This is a genomic window from Paenibacillus sp. NPDC058071 (assembly GCF_042885235.1).
GTDB lineage: Bacteria > Bacillota > Bacilli > Paenibacillales > Paenibacillaceae > Pristimantibacillus.
In genome coordinates this window covers 159205-177144 of sequence record NZ_JBHVSK010000008.1, presented here as the reverse complement: position 1 = coordinate 177144, position 17940 = coordinate 159205, and the positions used below count along the sequence as shown (strand labels likewise).

Annotated in this window: 14 protein-coding genes; 8 read left to right on the top strand and 6 right to left on the bottom strand. The window is 47.5% G+C overall.

What is annotated here, in order from left to right:
• Nucleotides 1-2 precede the first annotated feature (2 nt).
• From ACFVTB_RS15395 to ACFVTB_RS15385, 3 genes are read right to left on the bottom strand one after another with little or no spacing between them, the layout of a single operon-like run.
• Nucleotides 3-1166: a Ger(x)C family spore germination protein gene (locus ACFVTB_RS15395; protein WP_387750596.1), complete on the bottom strand. Its 1164-nt coding sequence runs from the start codon at nt 1164-1166 to the stop codon at nt 3-5.
• Nucleotides 1163-2269 carry a GerAB/ArcD/ProY family transporter gene (locus ACFVTB_RS15390; RefSeq protein ID WP_387750594.1) on the bottom strand — a complete coding sequence of 369 codons (1107 nt, stop codon included), beginning with the start codon at nt 2267-2269 and terminating at the stop codon, nt 1163-1165. The genes ACFVTB_RS15395 and ACFVTB_RS15390 overlap by 4 nt, the downstream gene beginning before the upstream one ends.
• A gap of 24 nt (nt 2270-2293) precedes the next feature.
• Nucleotides 2294-3889, bottom strand: coding sequence for a spore germination protein (locus ACFVTB_RS15385; RefSeq protein ID WP_387750591.1), 1596 nt, complete (start codon nt 3887-3889; stop codon nt 2294-2296).
• A 315-nt stretch (nt 3890-4204) separates the two neighbouring features.
• Between ACFVTB_RS15385 and ACFVTB_RS15380 the strand changes: the two genes are divergently transcribed.
• The 5 genes from ACFVTB_RS15380 to ACFVTB_RS15360 all read left to right on the top strand — a co-directional run bounded on the left by ACFVTB_RS15380 (nt 4205) and on the right by ACFVTB_RS15360 (nt 9238).
• Nucleotides 4205-5236 carry a multicopper oxidase domain-containing protein gene (locus tag ACFVTB_RS15380; protein WP_387750588.1) on the top strand — a complete coding sequence of 344 codons (1032 nt, stop codon included), beginning with the start codon at nt 4205-4207 and terminating at the stop codon, nt 5234-5236.
• A 15-nt stretch (nt 5237-5251) separates the two neighbouring features.
• Nucleotides 5252-6472 (top strand): ZIP family metal transporter, encoded by a 1221-nt coding sequence (locus ACFVTB_RS15375; RefSeq protein ID WP_387750585.1) that lies wholly within the window; start codon nt 5252-5254, stop codon nt 6470-6472.
• A 35-nt stretch (nt 6473-6507) separates the two neighbouring features.
• Nucleotides 6508-6693 (top strand): twin-arginine translocase TatA/TatE family subunit, encoded by a 186-nt coding sequence (gene tatA, locus ACFVTB_RS15370; protein ID WP_387750583.1) that lies wholly within the window; start codon nt 6508-6510, stop codon nt 6691-6693.
• Entirely contained in the window at nt 6690-7043 is a 354-nt protein-coding gene (locus tag ACFVTB_RS15365) for a c-type cytochrome (protein ID WP_387750580.1), read from the top strand. The genes tatA and ACFVTB_RS15365 overlap by 4 nt, the downstream gene beginning before the upstream one ends.
• A gap of 206 nt (nt 7044-7249) precedes the next feature.
• Nucleotides 7250-9238, top strand: a complete 1989-nt coding sequence (locus ACFVTB_RS15360) for a heavy metal translocating P-type ATPase (protein ID WP_387750799.1) — start codon at nt 7250-7252, stop codon at nt 9236-9238.
• A 153-nt stretch (nt 9239-9391) separates the two neighbouring features.
• Here the strand turns inward: ACFVTB_RS15360 and ACFVTB_RS15355 are convergent, their stop codons facing one another.
• Nucleotides 9392-9739 carry a hypothetical protein gene (locus tag ACFVTB_RS15355; RefSeq protein WP_387750796.1) on the bottom strand — a complete coding sequence of 116 codons (348 nt, stop codon included), beginning with the start codon at nt 9737-9739 and terminating at the stop codon, nt 9392-9394.
• A 174-nt stretch (nt 9740-9913) separates the two neighbouring features.
• On the opposite strand from ACFVTB_RS15355, the gene ACFVTB_RS15350 reads away from it, so the two are divergent.
• From ACFVTB_RS15350 to ACFVTB_RS15340, 3 genes are all read left to right on the top strand, one after another.
• Complete coding sequence (locus ACFVTB_RS15350) at nt 9914-10078, top strand: hypothetical protein (RefSeq protein ID WP_387750577.1); 165 nt, start codon at nt 9914-9916, stop codon at nt 10076-10078.
• Between the two features lie 282 nt (nt 10079-10360).
• Complete coding sequence (locus tag ACFVTB_RS15345) at nt 10361-12532, top strand: stalk domain-containing protein (RefSeq protein WP_387750575.1); 2172 nt, start codon at nt 10361-10363, stop codon at nt 12530-12532.
• A 446-nt stretch (nt 12533-12978) separates the two neighbouring features.
• Entirely contained in the window at nt 12979-14052 is a 1074-nt protein-coding gene (locus ACFVTB_RS15340; protein WP_387750572.1) for an acyltransferase family protein, read from the top strand.
• A 136-nt stretch (nt 14053-14188) separates the two neighbouring features.
• Here ACFVTB_RS15340 and ACFVTB_RS15335 read toward each other — a convergent pair whose 3' ends face one another.
• Entirely contained in the window at nt 14189-14956 is a 768-nt protein-coding gene (locus ACFVTB_RS15335) for a response regulator (protein ID WP_387750569.1), read from the bottom strand.
• Nucleotides 14934-17891 (bottom strand): histidine kinase, encoded by a 2958-nt coding sequence (locus tag ACFVTB_RS15330; protein ID WP_387750567.1) that lies wholly within the window; start codon nt 17889-17891, stop codon nt 14934-14936. The genes ACFVTB_RS15335 and ACFVTB_RS15330 overlap by 23 nt, the downstream gene beginning before the upstream one ends.
• Nucleotides 17892-17940 lie beyond the last annotated feature (49 nt).

Below are 17940 nucleotides of genomic sequence, written 5' to 3'. Positions count from 1 at the left end.
CTTTAGGAACGAATTTCATTTTTCTTTTGAATCATGGACGGTCCCGTCATCCCGGTTTCCTCCAAATCAATGTTAACCTTTACGTCAAACTCGGCTTGTTTGAAATGCTTAGGCCATTCTTCTTTCATGGATTTCCATTGGTAAGGATGCTGACGGTGTATAGCCAAACCCGCTCCGAGTATATCCGTGCCCATAGCTTGTATCTCCTTAATGACACGCTTGACCTCCGCGGAAGTTTGCTTACTTAGTTGCTGCTGAACGAGCGAAATATTTTTTGAATGGGAAAGATCCAGATGTGTATTGTTCTCTCTCAAAATACCCTTGCCGCCAAGGGCGACATGAATCCGAATATCGTCCTCATGGACGGACGTTTGAATTTTAGCCGATAAATGATTGACTTCTACAATAATGTTGCCTTCTTCTCCAGGGACTTTGACTTGACGAATGGTAGAGCCGAGCTGCCCTTTGATCCATTGCACGATTAAACCTTTCTTTAATGGCAAATAACCCGCCATCTTGGTCTCTTTATCGAAGACGGCGATGCCCCACAATTTTAAACCCATATCGGGATCGGTGTGAATCGTGACGACTGGCAGAATGGGACAGCTCTCCTCGCTTGCATTCGCCATTAAGAAATTAAGCAGAGTTAAATCAGGGTTCATATCGGATGCTTCATGAATCCTGAAGAAGGCGTTAGCCGGCAGCTGCTCCAATGGATAGGATAAATCGAGGAGTTCCTCCACCGTATTTCCCTTAATAATAATCATGTCGGTACGAAGGCGGACGATTGGATTGCGGCTGTACTCATCCAGTATATTGGAAAGCCCGTGCTTGGCTAATCTCTCGCCAATAAGAATGACGCGGCGATGGCCGGCGAACCATGCCCGGGATACTTTCGTTTGAATATCTTTCGCGGCCTCATAGACACTCCCGCCCTTCCCGGAAATGATGAAGGATGTTTTGCCAGGAATGGAATCGCTATTGCCTAATTGACGAGGAATGGCGAACTGGGCTGTAGCTTTATAACTGCCATTGTCATTCAAATCCATGCCCCAGGCAAAAATAAGCGCTTGATCGTTCAGCTCTCTGCGATCCCAGCATCCGGTAGTTAGCAGCATAAGGAGAATAACGGGAAACAGTTTCACCCATCGCCATTTTGATCTCAATTGGTCTCTTCCTTTCTCTGCGAGCTCTTGCCGCGTATAACGGAAACGAGCCATAATAACAGCGGGATACCGACGACATTAATAGGAATGGCATAGGGGGTCCAATATTGCTGAACGTACTCTTTTACGGGGGCTATCGCATTCTGCGGCAAGAGCGCGAGAACGAAAATAACCGGTACGAGAACCCAAATCATGTTCCGCCAGTTTTTAATATTCAGCCATTGTGCGGTTCCATATGCGGTTACAAACAGGAAGAGCGACAGCTTGATAAAAGCGGAGAACAGCCAGATCACAACCACAAGAATGTCTACGTTCTGGATAAAGCCAAGCACGGAAACAAAGCGGGTCATCCCGAAAAAGGGCGCCCACATTCTAGCAGATAGATCGGAGCCAAAGGTCATAATGACCATCATAGTCGCAATCAAAACTAAAATAGCGGAAAGCGCCATTCCCCACATTGTTTTTGACATGGCCTGCTTTGGATTCGACAGAAAAGTGAAGATCATCGTGAACATAATGACATCGCCATAGAAAGCAACTGCAGGAATTGTCCCCTTCATGATGCCCATCCAACCGCTATCGGCAAATACCGGCGTTAACTGATGCCAGTCCAGATGATTAACACTTAGCATGCAAGTGCCTAGAATCACAACCAAAATGATCGGACCTAATAGCTCCCCGCAACGCGCGATACCGACAATGCCTCCTGTGAACACAACATAGACGACTAGGACGATTAAGGTAGCCATAATGACGTACAAAGGCGTTTTCGTAAACAAGGCTAAATAAACGAAATCGGCAGAGTTGCGCAGTGCCATGCTGTTCAAGTACATCCACATGACAAAGTAAGGGATAATGACGACTCTGCCCATCCATTTCCCTAAAATAGTTTGGCTGTACTGCACAAACGTTTGCCGGGGATACCGCATGCTCAATTTCACAATGAGGAATACGATGCCAAGTCCAAGTAATCCAGCAAATATCATGGACATCCATGCGTCTTGACTGGCTTCCGTTATGGCAGCAGATACGGAGTACAGCATGGTCAATACGATTTCGATACTGAAAACAAGCCAAAACAACTGTTTGCCAGATATGCGCATCTCCAATCCTCCTATGACCTTAACTTACATGCCATCTTCATTCTCGGCTCCTTTACTCGTGATTGGCTCCTGTTTAGGAGTGCGCGTCACATTTTCGTTGACTAAAAAGGCGGGCCGCTCATTCATTTTCCAACGGGGCACACGAATGAAAATATCTTTTAAGTCGCTAGTGGTATTGGGTATAACCGGCGCAAGATAAGGAACCCCAAACGAACTGAGATTGACTAAATGGATCAGGAGCGCAATAACGCCGAAGCCGACCCCGTAAATGCCTAAGCTGCCGGCCAACAGCAAGAGCGGGAACCGCAACAGCCGGAAAGCCAGTCCCAGGTTGTATCGAGGCAAAGAAAAAGAAGCAATGCCGGTAAAGGCAACCACAATTACCGTCGGGGCTGCTACTATTCCAGCATGCACCGCTGACTCTCCGAGAACGAGCCCGCCTACCATGCTTACCGCAGAACCAACCGGCTTGGGCAATCGAATGCCGGCCTCTCGCAATGCTTCGAAAATAACCTCCATAAATAACGTTTCGACAACCGTTGGGAATGGGATATTTTCTCTGGCGCCAGCGATTGTTAATAATAATGCTTCTGGAATGAGTTGAGGGTGAAAGGTTGTGGTCGCTACATAAATAGACGGAAGCAAAAAGGATACACTGAGCAGGGAAAAGCGCAATAATCGAATCGCGCTGGTGTAGATGAAATGCTCATAATAATCTTCCGCTGCATGGATGGCCGACCAGATGGTCATCGGAACTATGAGTACGAATGGCGTACCGTCAACCATAATCGCAACTTTGCCTTCCAACAAGCTAGATAGCACAACATCCGGCCGTTCCGTGTTCTGAACTAAAGGAATGGGCGAATGCGGAGTGTCCTCAATAAATTCCTCAATATATCCCGAATCTAAGATGGCGTCGGTATTGATGTTATTAAGTCTCTTGCGTACTTCCTCCAATGTCTCGGGCTTCACAATGCCCTCTATGTAGGAGATGGATACTTGCGTTTGAGACATCTTGCCTATAATAGTCGGCTCGAATTTCAGCTTTGAACTGCGCATTCTGCGGCGTATTAAGGTGATATTGGTGTTGAGCGATTCCGTAAAGCCCTCTCTAGGTCCACGCACGACGGATTCTGTTCCAGGCTCCCCGATTGGCCGTTTCTCATACTCGCTCATATTGCCGAGCAAAGCTTGTGTTTCTCCATCGGCGAGCAGCGCAATTTTCCCGTTTAGAATTCCTTTAACGAGCTGTGAGGTATCATTAACGAGCTGGGTATCTCGAATTGCGACAGCTTGCTGAGCGATTACTTCTTTAAAGTAAATAAGCTTGTTGACGTCCGGATTATGCCCAGCCGCAATGAGCGGCGCCAGAAGCAGCTCTTCAAGTCCTTTCGCGTCAACCAAGCCGTTTACATAAATGACCAACAGATGAATCCCTTCTTCAATAGAAAGAGAGCGATACACGACATCCGAGCAGTTATGAAAAACCTCTTTCAAATACTGCTCGTTGTGATGAAGAGAGGGGTCCAAAAACTTCTGTGATAAATCATTATCCTCATGAATGATTTCCTTATTCGCTGTACGGCTCTTGGTCAGCGGCCGCTTGAACCTATTGAACATGAGATTTTCCCCCTTAGCACTGCTGGATCAGTGAAGACTTACGGCGGATTGATAAAATTTACCTCGTTAGTTTAACCCGCCTACCATTTTCCATTCTTTATTTGGCCTCTGAAATTACCTGTTCCGCTTTCTACTGATTCTTTTATTTTTCCCTTGTGCAACAAATGTGGTCAAGAACAAAAAATGTTCTTTACATTCCCGAAAGCCGGGCGTATAATCTGCATCAGGAATGAATTTCTCTCTTTTTTTGGATAAAAAGTTGCCATAGGACAAAAAAATTTACCTTATACAATTCGTAGTGGAGGGAAGGCCATAATGGATCAAAACAAATCGTTTTCACGACGAAACTTCTTGAAAACAGGAGCAGCAGGGGCGGCTGTATTGATCGGCAGCGCTTTGCTCAACCCGGGTTCCTTGCTTGGGAATATAGCCAGCGCGGAATCTCACAATGCGCACAATAACAAGGGAAAAGGCGCTCACGGGATGCAGCACGGTTATGAACCTGGAGCGGAAGAGACGGAGGGCTTCCTGATGGCCCGCCAAGCGCTGACCAACTTCGACTACGGAAAAGTCAGCACATCCGCAGATGGCCGAACGATCCGGGATTACGAGATGACGGCGCTGGAGAAGGAAATCGAAATTATGAAGGGCCTCAAGTATCCGGGCTGGACCTACAATGGCACGGTCCCCGGGCCTACGATCCGCTGCACGGAGGGCGACATTGTGAGGATTACATTCATCAATGCAACTTCTCATCCGCACTCCATTCATTTTCACGGCATACATCCGACTAATATGGACGGACTGGAGCCGATTCCTCCTGGCGGGACGTTCATCTATGAGTTTGAGGCGAAGCCGGCCGGTATGATGGTTTACCATTGCCACGTACAACCTTTTAGGAAGCATATTGAGAAAGGAATGTACGGAAATTTCATCATTGATCCGAAAACGCCAAGAGCGCCGGCGCAGGAATTTTCGATGGTGATGAACGGATTCGACATTGATTTTGACGGAGAAAACGAAGTGTACGCGGTAAATTCCTACGCTTTCGCTTTCATGCAGGAACCGATCAAAGTGAAGGCTGGAAAGCTAGTACGGATCTATTTGAGCAATTTTCTGGAGTTTGATCTCATTAATTCTTTTCACCTGCATGCGGCATTTTTCAATTATTATGCGACGGGCGCCGATCCGGACGCGCGTCCGTACTATACGGATACCATTTCTCAGATGCAGGGCGAGCGCGGCATAGTCGAAATTGTATTCCCTGCTCCCGGCAAGTATATGTTTCATGCTCACGTAAGCGAATTTACGGAGCTTGGGTGGATGGGCTTCTTTGAAGCCGAATAAGAGGAGGGAAGGAGGTTGGGTCAGTTGCAAACGAATGCAAGCGTGTCTCCCGGCAAAGCGAAGAATGGAAATGGAAACATGCTGCTATGGGCCATACTGCCCGTTGTACTTTTAGCAGCTATCCTTACAGCCATTTTGACGTTCGGAACGGGAATCAATGAAGATTCGCCAGCTCCAATCGAAAGCTTGAATGTTGAAAAAACGGTTCTAACGGACGACGGCATCACGCTTAAGGTGATGAATTCGGGTCCGCAGGAGCTTACCATTGCTCAGATCATGATCGATGACGCCTACTGGAATTTTAATGTGGAGCCGAACGAGACGATTCCGCGTATGGGCCGTGCGACGGTAACGATTCCTTATCCGTGGGTTGAAGGCGATGCCCATGAAGTGCGTATGATTTCAAGCAACAGCGTTATTTTCGATCAGGAAATCGCGGTTGCGTTTAAGACGCCCGAGCTTAATGGCGAGCGTATCTGGAAATACGCGCTGATCGGCTTATATGTCGGTGTCGTTCCTGTCGCTCTCGGTTTGTTGTGGTTCCCGTTTTTGCGGCGGTTTTCAAAGCGGGGCATGCATGCGGTGCTCGCTTTTACAATAGGGCTGCTGTTCTTTTTGGTCGTGGATACGTTCGGCGAAGGATTGGAATTGGCGGCGGTAGCCCCGTCCCTTTTTAAGGGAACAGGCTTGGTCTGGTTCGGCGCCTTCCTCACCTTCCTGCTTCTGGCGGCGATTGACCAATCGAATCGGAAGAAGTATCGGGACAACGCGGCTGAAGGCAAGCCGTTAGCCTATAAATTGGCTGCTGGCATTGGACTACACAATTTTGGAGAGGGATTGGCGATCGGTACGGCATTTGCTGTGGGGGAGGCGGCACTGGGAACGTTCTTGGTGATCGGCTTTACCTTGCATAACTTGACGGAAGGGATCGGGATCGCTGCTCCATTGACGAAAGGACGCCCAACCTGGCGAACATTCGCCTTGCTGGCTCTTATTGGCGGAGGCCCTGCTATTCTAGGCGTGTGGTCGGGAGGACTTATCCTCAACAATACGCTTGGAGCGCTGTTCTTTGGAATTGGCGCTGGCGCGATCGTGCAAGTGATTTATGTCATTACGAAAATGATCATGAAGGAATCTGCGCAGTACCAGCTTTCCTTGTTTTCGTGGCGAAATTTCAGCAGCGTTGCGTTAGGCATCATTTTGATGTATGCCACAGCGCTTTTGGTTGCTGCCTGATCTGATTTTAAGTTGAAATGGAGATGATGATCCGCATGCCGTTTAACATTGGCGCATCTGGCATTATTCTGCTCGTTCTCATTGCTCTGCTTCTGTTCGGTCCATCCAAGCTGCCGCAGCTTGGCCGGGCAATCGGCACGACGCTTAGAGAATTCAGAGCGGGAACAAAAGAGATGATACAGCAAGCGGAAGATGACCGGGATACCCGTGAGGATAAATGAAAAACATTCAAGCGATCTTTATGATTTGTCTGCTAGTTGTGGCAATCGGTACGGGCTGCGGGGCCAGATCAACCGACAATCAAGAAGCACATGATTCCGATTACGAAGTTCGGGCTGAGCAAGCTTTAGAATTGTATGGGGCAAACTGTATGGCCTGCCATGCGTCAGACCTGCAAGGAAAGGTTGGACCGGATTTGCGTCAAGTGGGCGAGAGGCTGAACGAGACGCAAATTGCCAAACAAATCCGAGAGGGCGGCGAGAAAATGCCGGCATACCAGACAAGGCTGACGGACGAGGAAATCGAGACGGTAGCCCGGTGGCTGGCTTCGCTGAAAGCAAGCGGGGATTAATCATGACAATGTCATTGTAATTGTGATTTAGCCCCTTTCCTTTTTTGAAAAGCGGGAGTATAATCGGAAGCAAGAAACGATAGCAAGGCCCAAAAAATGAATATAGAAAATCATTTTTATACAAATGCTGCTCCTTATTGGAGCAGCATTTGGTGTTTTAAGGGAGTCAATAATGGAAGTCATTATCAATATAAGGAGTGGTTATGATGGATCCAAGCATGCATACAGCAGACGGTTGCGTGAAGGAGCGGGAGGTTTCGCCTTTAACCAGCATGGCAGGGGGAAAACAGTGGCTTATCCGTTACGGGGAAGCGCTGGCGGCATTGGCGAGCGGGCTCTTTATTGCAATTGCATGGAGTCTCGAAGGCGTTTCCCATTTATGGGCGGTCAGCTTCTATTTGATTGCCTTTGCGGTCGGAGGGTTCGTGAAGGCGAGAGAGGGACTGCGTACGCTAATCGAAGAGCGCGATTTGGATGTCAATTTGCTGATGATCGTCGCTGCCATCGGGGCGGCCAGCATCGGTTATTGGACGGAGGGAGCCGTACTCATCTTTATATTTTCGCTCAGCGGCGCATTGGAGAGCTACACGATGGATCGCAGCAGCCGCGATATTGCATCGTTAAAGGATTTAAAACCGGAAACAGCCATACGACTGGAAGATGAAGTCGAGACAGTTGTTGCGATTGAGTCGCTGAATGTGGGAGACATTGTAGTCGTAAAACCTGGAGAACGGGTTCCGGCTGATGGCGTAGTGATCGAAGGGTCGTCTTCCGTGAACCAATCCTCGATTACCGGAGAATCCGTTCCGGCCGATAAAAGCGCAGGGGATGAGGTGTTCGCTGGAACGCTGAACGGTCAAGGCGCTTTGTTCGTGCAGGTCACTCAGCCGAGCGAGTCGACGTTATTCTCGAAAATTATTCGTCTCGTGCAGGAAGCGCAAAGCGAGAAGCCGGCATCGCAGCGGTTTATGGAACGATTTGAGCGCATTTATGCGCGAATTGTCATTTTGATTTCCCTGCTTCTCATAGCGGTTCCGCCGTTTCTTTTCAACCTGCCGTGGGAAACAGCCTTTTATAAAGCGATGGTTTTTCTCGTTGTCGCATCCCCTTGCGCACTGGTCGCCTCCATTATGCCCGCTATGCTTTCAGCTATATCCAGCAGTGCAAGAAAGGGGCTTTTGTTCAAAGGAGGGGCGCATTTGGAAAATCTGGCTCGAATCAAGGCGGTTGCTTTCGACAAGACCGGTACGCTGACATTGGGGAAACCGGTTGTAACGGATATCCGTGCTTTTCAAGGGTTAGACGAATCCGAAGTACTGCGAATCGCTGCATCGCTTGAAAGCTTGTCCGGGCATCCGCTCGCCAAAGCAATTGTTCAGGAGGCTCAGTCGAGAGGCAAAGAGATCGAACGGCCTTCTGATTTTCAAATGCTGACCGGCTGGGGGATACAGGCACAGTGGAACGGCGACTTGTGGAAAATAGGCAAGCCTGCTTTCCTGAACGATTCATCGAGGACGGAGGAGCTGTCCGCTGTTATTGACCAGTTGGAACGAGAAGGAAAGACGGTAACGGTGATGCATAACTCGCACGGTGTAACAGGGGTGATTGCCTTGCGAGACACGGTCCGGCCCGAAGCTAAGCAGGCGGTTGCCATGCTGCGGCAAGCGGGTGTTCAGGTGGCGATGCTGACAGGGGATCAGGCGCGAACGGCACAGGCTATTGCGCAGGAACTGGGTATCGAGCACGTGTATGCCAATCTATTGCCGGAAGACAAAGTGAACCGGGTGAAGGAACTGAAAGAGACATTTGGCTATGTGGCAATGGTTGGCGATGGGGTGAACGATGCGCCCGCACTGGCGGCGGCTACCGTGGGAATTGCGATGGGAGCGGCGGGAAGCGATGCTGCGCTTGATACGGCCGACCTCGTGCTGTTGAACGACGATACGACTAAGATTGCCGATTCGATCGCGCTTGGCAAACGAACGGCAGCCATCATCAGACAAAATATCAGTTTTGCGCTGGCAGTTATCCTTTTGCTAATCGCCGCCAATTTCATTCAAGGCATATCGCTTCCGATCGGCGTTGTCGGACACGAAGGAAGTACCCTTCTTGTCATTCTCAACGGACTAAGGCTGCTGGTTCATCGAGACGGTAACCGAGCCAGGCAAGCTAGTCTCACATCAGCAGTAGAGTGAGGATAAACAAGAGCGTAACAAGCGCAACAAGCACAACAAGCACAACAAGCGTAACGATAAAGATGCAGCAGCACCGGGTTGTGCTTCTGCATCTTTTTAGTATGTGGCGGCAAAGAACCCTCTGTCCCGTAGCGTTCTCCCCGGTAACTGAGCCTATTTTTGTTTAACAAGAACAAGACCGACCGCAATGATGCATAGTCCCGCCCATGTTCTCCAAGTAGGGAGCTCCTTCAGAAACAGGTAACCCATCCAAATTGAAATTAAAATCTCCATGCATTTGGCGGTAACCAACACAAATCCTAATTGCTGAACGGCCTTCATGCCGAATTTAACGCCATAGCGGATGCATAAATTCGTAACTAAAAATGCCGGCAGCATCATGAGTTGAAACTTAACCGTGGTCCAAAAATGAGGGTCGATATGCTTGCTTTGATAGGAAAAAATGAAGTTGATGCCCGTCAATCCTCCGAAAAGAAGGGCAAGACTGTACAAATAGAACATGCGAACCTCCGTCGGGTAAATGTGTCCTGCTGCCATTAATGTTTCCTATAGCCAACATTTTATCCGCAAGGAGGGAGAGGGACGAATTGGAGATATTCACTATTGAACGATCATAAAAATGGGGTATAATGATGATAATGATTCTCGTTCCTATGGAGGCGGAGGAGTTTGAATATGACCGTGTTGTTTCCGCTCATGACCTTTTTACTGATTATGATTGGCGCTTTTTGCTTGTTTATGGCTATGGACAATCACAGACGCACAATGTTGAAAGCAACGAGGGTTGCGAGCCATGAAGGACTGGCTTACTCCAAGCAAGAAAAGATAACGGCAAAGTAGCGCGAGTTTCTTGTTCCGCTCCTTGCCGTTATTTTGTTTGAGCCATGACATCCTGTTGAAATTGCCAATAAAACAAATCTATGGATCCCGGCCAATCGCCGGGGTTTTCTTTTTTTTAAAAAACTGTAATAATTCAAGATTCATTACCGAATCTATCTATTTCACTCGATATGGGTTCAATGAATGATTAAATTATGGTAAAGTAAGGAAGTATGTCGTTTCCACATTGTGGAATGAAACGGGGTTCTATACAACAATGTCAATCGTAATGGAGTGATGCAGATGAAAGGTAGAATGATCTTTTTTATGGCAGTCGGTTTTCTCTTGCTGTTTGGTGGAACAGCTAGTGCAAATCAAAGTATCGAATTTAAGGAAGGCGATTATCTCATCAATTTATTAAAAGACGGAGATGGAAAGAATACCACATTCCAATTCTTTACGGTCAACCCGATTGAGAAGTCCACTCGGGTCGAGTTGGTTAAGAATGGTCTTAAAGTAGATTCATCAGAGTACACGATTGATTATGAAAACCAGATAGTAACGTTGAATAAGGCGCCTGACAGCGGGGCCGAGCTGTCGATTCAATATTTAATTGTCCCTGGGTTTGAATGGGGACAAGGAATATCAGGCAAATCCAACATCGGTTATTCCTTGAGCGGAGGAGACGGATTCAATAAAGTTTTTCAGGTACCGTCCCGTTATACCCTCAACTCTAGTAAAAATGCAAATCTTTACATAAATGGGTTAAAGCTCAGCTCTTCGGAGTTTAAATTCGATCATCAGACGCTTACAGTAACAATCTCAGAGAAACGAAGAGCGCCGTTCAGTGATTCGAGGATCTATTTTTATTTCCCTGAAAGCTCGATCGCAGGTATTCGATCACCTGGAGAAGAGACGGGATCGACTTCCCCTTCGGTTCCGGTGACAACCCCGAATCCTGAGCCAACAGCAACACCGAAGCCAACAGCAACACCGAAGCCAACAGCAACACCGAAGCCAACAGCAACACCGAAGCCAACAGCAACACCGAGGCCAACGGCAACACCGAAGCCAACGGCAACACCGAAACCTGAGCCGACGGCAACCGCAACACCTGAACCATGGGTAACTCCGTTCCCTGAGCCAAATGTCGAACCGGAACTGGAGTTTCTAGTGCCAAGTGGAGAGAGTTTCCCAGGCACCATTACATTGAATCGCAATTACACGATTACCGTAACAGCCAAATCGGAGATACGGAAGTCGGGCTATCATACGTATATCATTATTAAAAATGAAAAAGGGAATGTGGTTAAACGAGTCCGCATAAACACAAGCAGCTCAAGCTCAACCTCCTTTTCAATGCTGAAGCTGGGACTGCCTGCGGGCGGCTATTATGTTTATTTGAAAACCGAGACGCAATACGGAGGATTTGCGGCTTCTAACCCGCAATTTATCCCTATCCGTTACGAGACCGGAAAGATTGCAGTCTATATTGAAGGGATGCACCAGATTTATACGCAGCCCCCGGTCAATCTGAACGGCAATGTATTGGTTCCGTTTCGTGCGATTTTCGAAGCACTGGGCGCAACCGTGAAATGGGAGAATTCGACGCAAACAGTTACGGCAGTACGGGGAGATACAACGATTGTTTTAAAAATTGGGTCTACTACAGCCTATGTGAATGGCGTGGCAGTCTCACTGAATACAGCACCGCAATTAATTAACGGCAGCACAATGGTTCCTATTCGATTCGTAAGCGAGGCGCTTGGCGCAGCGGTGGAGTGGAGCAGCGTTTCAAGCTCAGTTATTATTTTCCAATATGTAATCAATATCCCGACAACTGTTGAAAGCGAGCAATCATCAACGGACGCGGGAGGCAAAACAGAAGTTTCGTCGCCAATTTTGCAAAAGATCTCTAAAGGAATTACGAAGCCTTCGGATATTGTGTTTGTCATCGATGTGACGGGTAGTATGGGAGAAACGATTGATTATGTGAAAGAAACGGTCAGCCGTTTCGTAGATTCGGTGCCGTCCGGTTCTAATTTCTCAATCATTGGGTATCGCGATATTAACTATGTGAACAGTAAAAGTCCCGCTTTCGAGTCCTTTGGTTTTACGAATCAGAAGAAGTTACTGAAGGATCAGCTAAGCAAGCTGGTAGCTTACGGCGGAGCGGACGAGCCGGAGTCGGGATTGGAAGCTATTCAGAAGGCGATCAGTGAACTGTCGGGCAGAAAGAACGATAAAAGAATTATTTTTATCACCGATGCAACGGTTCACGAAAAAAGCGCTACTTCGGGCAAGTCTAGTTATACTATTGAGGATATCCAGAAAAGTTTGACGGCGAATAAAGTGACGTTCGATGCGATCGCTCCGAAAAGCGGAAAAGCCTATAACCAAATTAGCAAGCTTGTTAAAAGCGGCAAAGGCACCCTGTATGATATTAACGACGCATCTGTCCTGAAGTTGAACTAAACTAGCATTAGTAGAACATTACGAGGAACTCCCAATATAGCAAAAGGGCATCCCGGTTCACGCTTTACGTGAAGCGGGATGCTTTTTTTATTCACTCCATCAGTTCCAGGCATGTTATGAAATAACTGCCCTTTTGCATTTATTTCCTCGGATAAGGCTAGAAAAGAAGGAATAACTGCAATAAAGCAGTTATTTTAAGTATTAACCTGCCATTCGTGTTCATACCGTAATCAATAACTGCTTTATTGCAGTTATTCCCTCGATTCTGACTGAAAGAGTGGAGAGTAACTGCATTTTGGCAGTTATTCTATTGGGAACGTAAGGTTAAGACTAGGTGGAGTGCAATCTATAGGGAGAGGAATTGGAATAGGATTTTATTTTGCTTAATCTGAAGTCTGTAAGTATAGTAAGAGTGAAGTGAAGTATTTCATATTAGGAGTGCAAGTGTGAAGAGTTTAAATCAAACACTATTGGGACTAAGAGGGCTGTTGGCTCTTTCCGTTGTTATTTTTCACATTTACGGATCGGCCATTATCGAGGGTTACATCACTGAATCTTCAAAAGAGCATCTGCTCTATTTGCTTCATTATGCTGGTCCGATTTCTGTAGATTTGTTTTTTGTAATCAGCGGTTATCTTATCACGCAAAGCCTGTTGAACAAGCGAACGCTTGGCGAATTTGCGATCAATCGAATTATTCGTATTTATCCTGTATTTTTGCTGATCCATTTGATCGTATTTACGTTCGGGCCATTTATCGATTATAAATGGATGGCCGGAATCGGTGTGAAAGATTATGTGCTGCATTTCATTTCTAATGCCCTGCTCCTGCCGGGGATGCTGCAATTGCCGATTGCACAGATCGTTTCCTGGACGCTAAGCTACGAATTGTTCTTTTACCTGGTAGCAGGTGTAGTTTGGTTCGTCTACCGCAGTTCCAAGTTGAATAAGCTTGGCAAGTCGATTCTTTATCTCCTATTATTCGTTTGCTGTGCAATTATTGTTTACCATCGGATGGACTTGCTGTTTTTTGCAGTAGGTGTAGTCGCGTACTTTAGTCAGGATTGGATAAAGCAAAGATGGCAAGCGAATAAGTTTTTTTATTTGAATGGCCTTATTTTCTTGGCGGCTATGTACGTTTCCTTTCAGACGTTAGAAAAGCCGCTTGCAGCAGCTCTTATTTTAAGCTTCTTGTTCTTTATGACGATTATTAGGGAGTCCGGACTGGTATCCTCGATTCTGCGCACTAGGCTCATGAGCTATTTAGGGAAAATCAGCTACAGCTTATATATGTGGCATACGATGGTGATGTTTCCTTTAAAGGTTGTTGTCCCTAAAATGACCGGGCTAATCGGTTCTCCTTCTCTTTCGGTTGTTTTGTATGCCATATTGTCGCTTGTATTATCAATTGGTATCGCGCATTTTTCTTATGAATTTGTAGAAGTGCGTTTCTCTGGTTATCTGAAAAGAAAATGGAAAAGGAAGAATCATCCGCCAATCCAAGCGGAGCTTAAAACCTAAATAGGAAGCGTCGAACGGGAGCCCCTCCTGTGTCTATCGTCTTCATGCGAAAAATCCACAACCGTTCCGGTTGTGGATTTTTCGCTTTCCGAACAGATAAAGGAGTAGGCCTATGAAAACTAGACTCAGATACTCTTTAGTTACTCCCCAAACGATACGCCCATAAATATCCCTTCGATTCCAGCAGCAGCGCATCCGGACCTTCCTTCGGTTCCAGAATGACGCTGTTGTTCGTGTTCATTACATAACCGTCGTTTATTCGATCGATGACGATAGGCACGTCCAGCTCCATGAAGAGCTGCCGCATACGGTATATCGTATTGTACAGATTAGGGAGCGCCCGGCTTTCCTCCATATTCGGCCATATATCATCAATGATTCTCCACTTTAAGCACAATTTATTATCATGAAGCAAGAAATAGTAGAACAGCTCCTCGGTGATCCGGGTAGGCCATTTTGCAAGCTGCTCTCCTTTCTTTACGTGCGCTTCTCCATAAAGCTGGACAGAGAGCTCCTTCTTGTTGGCCGGCTTCGGTTTCTGGCCGTAATATTTCTGCAGGCGTTCGTCCAGCTGCTTGACCGTATTCGGGGTCATCGGCTTCAAGAGATAATCCAGCGCTTGTACGCGGAAGGCTTGCACGGCATATTGCTGGTGCGCGGTTGTGAAGATCACAGGCACGTCGATCCCGTTCTCGACCAAGCTCTGAGCGAGCTGAAGCCCTGTCATTCGCGGCATTTCAATGTCGAGCAGCAGCGCGTCCAACTCCAGCTTTGGTATCTCCTGCAGAGCATCGAATGGCGATTCGAAGCGGCCTACAATCTCAAAGGGACCATAGGTTTCCAGCAGTCTGGCGTGAAGGCCCAGTATCGGCTTTTCATCCTCAACGAGAATCACTTTCCACATCGTCTTGTCCCTCCTTCATCGGAATTATTAATTGAACGGTCGTGCCTTTGTCCGGCAAGGAGCGAATTTCCAAGCTACCTTGGGTGAGATCATGCACGCGCCGGCGTACATTGGTAAATCCGATGCCGACATTAGCGGCTCCACCCTCCATTAATTGCGCACATTTCTCTGCCGACATGCCTACGCCGTTATCGGTGACTCGGATGTGCAAGAAAGACTCCTGCGAGTAGATCGAAACTTGCACATGTCCCGGCCCTTCTTTGTCGAATAGACCATGGCGAATCGCGTTTTCAACTAATGGCTGCAAGAGCAAGTTGGGAATGCGAATGTTCTCCGCGGCAAGGAGCGGGTCGATGTCATAGGCGAACGTTAGCCGTTCCCCGAACCTGGCTTTCTCCACCTCTACATAGGCTTCAATAATCTCCAGCTCCTTCTGAAGAGAAGAGAATTGTCCGTCCCGGCTCGTATCAAAGATATAACGAAGGAAAGAACTGAGCATCGTCAACAGATAAGCGGCGCGTTCCCCATCCGTGTAGCAAAAGGAAATAATGTTGCTCAGCGCATTGTATAAAAAGTGCGGTTTAATCTGGGTTTGCAGAAACGCCATTTCATACTCGATCGCTTTCAGCATCGATTGCTTCGTTTGCTCGGCGGCGTTCAGACGAGCCATCAAGGTCTCTTTCGAAAAAGGCTTGATAATGTAATCATTTGCGCCGGTAGCAAAGATCTTCTCAATATGGCTCGGATATTCCGAAGAAATCATCATCATAATCGGAAGTTCCATTAGAGATGACTGCATGCGGATTTGCTGCAGCAATTCGAAGCTGTTCATGCTGCCCGGAATAATGTCGTCAATGATCATCAATGCGATATCCGGGTGATTGCTATAGTAGTCGAGCGCTTCTTGAGCCGTATAAGCAATCCGTATTTTATAGCTGTCGCTCAGCATGCCTCGCATCACTTCGGCGTGCATCACATCGTCATCCACAATGAGAAGCTTCTTCAGCTCTCGTTCTTCTGCGGCTGCGGCCGCTTCTAGGTGGAAGCCGTGCTCCGTTACAGTAACCGGTTCTTTGAATTCGCTAAAAGCCAGCTTGAGCGTGGAGCGGATACCTCTCTCCATCCGTTCATACGTTAGGCTTCCGTTCATTTGTTGAACCAACTCTACTGTCATCATCAGCCCCGAAGAATGCTGCCGGTCCCTGATAGCGGTAATGGACTTGCGGGCTGTCGCCACGTGAAGAAGGACATCCCCTCCGGCCTGTCTGGCCTCAATGATCAGGCTATTTTCCGAAGTGTCGTGAGCGATTTCCGTCATCATCCGCAGGAGCACCTGCGTTAGCGCCTGCTCGTCCGCCCAGACGTAAAGCCGTTTCGAAATCTTTTCGTTAATCTGAATCTTTTTCTTGGCGAACGTAAGCTGCATCAGCTGAAGAACATGGAGCATGACCATCCGCAGATTGGTCGATTTAAGCTGAATGGCGTAATCATTAAATCGAATGCGAGTAAAATCGTTCAGATCTCTCAGCAAATAAACCATGCTGCCGATGAGTTGCTCGGCTAAATATAATTGCTCGCCTTGCTTCCGGTGATCTTGCTCTCGGGTTATCGACTTAATCAAATGAACCGCATCATGCAGAGGCCGTTGCAAATCTTGCGTGGCGACCTTCAAAAAATCGTCCTTCGTATCGTTTGCTTTCTGCAAGCGAGCGGTCAGCTGCTCCGATTCCTCTGTTCGATTCATGAGACGGATGCCGAGAAAGACGTTCATCGCCATGACGGTTCCGATCAATCCGATTCGGTTCCAGCCGTTGCGGCCGGAGAAGAACAAGGTGTCCGACGAACCGCTGATTGCGAAGAGGGCTAGAAATAGAAGCATCGACATCAGAATGAAGGCTTCGTTTCGTCGTATGGAGATCCGGTTTTTAATTGTTAAATAAAAGATGCGGGCGATAACGCACAGGAAAAGCACATCCATATAGTAAAAGAACGGATACTGCATGCCCGACAAGGTTCTTGCCGGGAGAATGACATTTAAGGATGTATAGAGCAGAAGCGGAAGCAGAAGCAGGTACAGCGTCCTGCGGTTCATAACGGAAGGAATCATTTTGATAATAAAAATAAGCAGCAGGATGGAGCTCAAGTATGTACTGGCATCTTGCAGGCGAAAGTAAATCTCGTTAGAAAATGACGGAAACTCTCGCAGAAATAGCCGCTCCCCGCGCAGCATAATGACGAATGACAGGACCAGAAAATACAATCCGCTATATAAGAAAGCTTCGTCCTTCGTCCGCAGCAAATAGATCGTTAAATGGTACATGCCGAACAGCAGCAAGCACAAGATTGCCGCCATTTCCAGAGCAAGATCGCGCTGCACATCTTTCTTGATCGATTCGGCGTTGCCGATATCGATGGGCAGGACGATGCCGCCTCTCGCATTGTAGAAATTCGATGCATGAATCGTTAGCAGCAGCTGCCGGTCATCCGGTTTGAAATACGTTTCATAGGACGGATTATCCAGTATCGTTCCGCGTTTGGAATCAGCTGTTTTTCCTTTTTCCGAAATGATGACGCCATTGGCGTAGATCGTATGAGCAGACCAAATGTTGCGAACGCGAAGACCGATATCGGACCAGTTGTCAGGCAAATATACGATCAGCTGGTAAGAGCCCCATTGCACGTTCGGCTTCCAGGGACCTGGCACCGGCACATGATCCGCTTCTTTCGAAAATGCAGTCGGAGAGACGAATGAATCGGCTGTAAATTTCCAATCGCCGGCTAGCGATGCAAACGGAGAATCAGATAGGTTTCGCAGATCAAGCACGCCGTCTACGGCTTTGATCTGGACAGAGCTTGTATCCCGGTCGCTAAAAATCATATAGAGAATGGCGATTAAGGCGCAAGCCGCACCCAAGCAGCCGATCCATTTCTTCATGTCTAGTCACACCCCTATTGCTCCTATCATACGTTATAGGCCTCTCAAA

Bases quoted from the DNA above. Each gene is read 5' to 3' on its own strand.
- ACFVTB_RS15360 (WP_387750799.1), top strand. From the start codon at position 7,250: ATGGATCCAAGCATGCATACAGCAGACGGTTGCGTGAAGGAGCGGGAG.
- ACFVTB_RS15380 (WP_387750588.1), top strand. From the start codon at position 4,205: ATGGATCAAAACAAATCGTTTTCACGACGAAACTTCTTGAAAACAGGA.
- ACFVTB_RS15390 (WP_387750594.1), bottom strand. From the start codon at position 2,269: ATGCGCATATCTGGCAAACAGTTGTTTTGGCTTGTTTTCAGTATCGAA.
- ACFVTB_RS15350 (WP_387750577.1), top strand. From the start codon at position 9,914: ATGACCGTGTTGTTTCCGCTCATGACCTTTTTACTGATTATGATTGGC.
- tatA (WP_387750583.1), top strand. From the start codon at position 6,508: ATGCCGTTTAACATTGGCGCATCTGGCATTATTCTGCTCGTTCTCATT.
- ACFVTB_RS15335 (WP_387750569.1), bottom strand. From the start codon at position 14,956: ATGTGGAAAGTGATTCTCGTTGAGGATGAAAAGCCGATACTGGGCCTT.
- ACFVTB_RS15365 (WP_387750580.1), top strand. From the start codon at position 6,690: ATGAAAAACATTCAAGCGATCTTTATGATTTGTCTGCTAGTTGTGGCA.
- ACFVTB_RS15385 (WP_387750591.1), bottom strand. From the start codon at position 3,889: ATGTTCAATAGGTTCAAGCGGCCGCTGACCAAGAGCCGTACAGCGAAT.
- ACFVTB_RS15345 (WP_387750575.1), top strand. From the start codon at position 10,361: ATGAAAGGTAGAATGATCTTTTTTATGGCAGTCGGTTTTCTCTTGCTG.
- ACFVTB_RS15330 (WP_387750567.1), bottom strand. From the start codon at position 17,891: ATGAAGAAATGGATCGGCTGCTTGGGTGCGGCTTGCGCCTTAATCGCC.
- ACFVTB_RS15355 (WP_387750796.1), bottom strand. From the start codon at position 9,739: ATGTTCTATTTGTACAGTCTTGCCCTTCTTTTCGGAGGATTGACGGGC.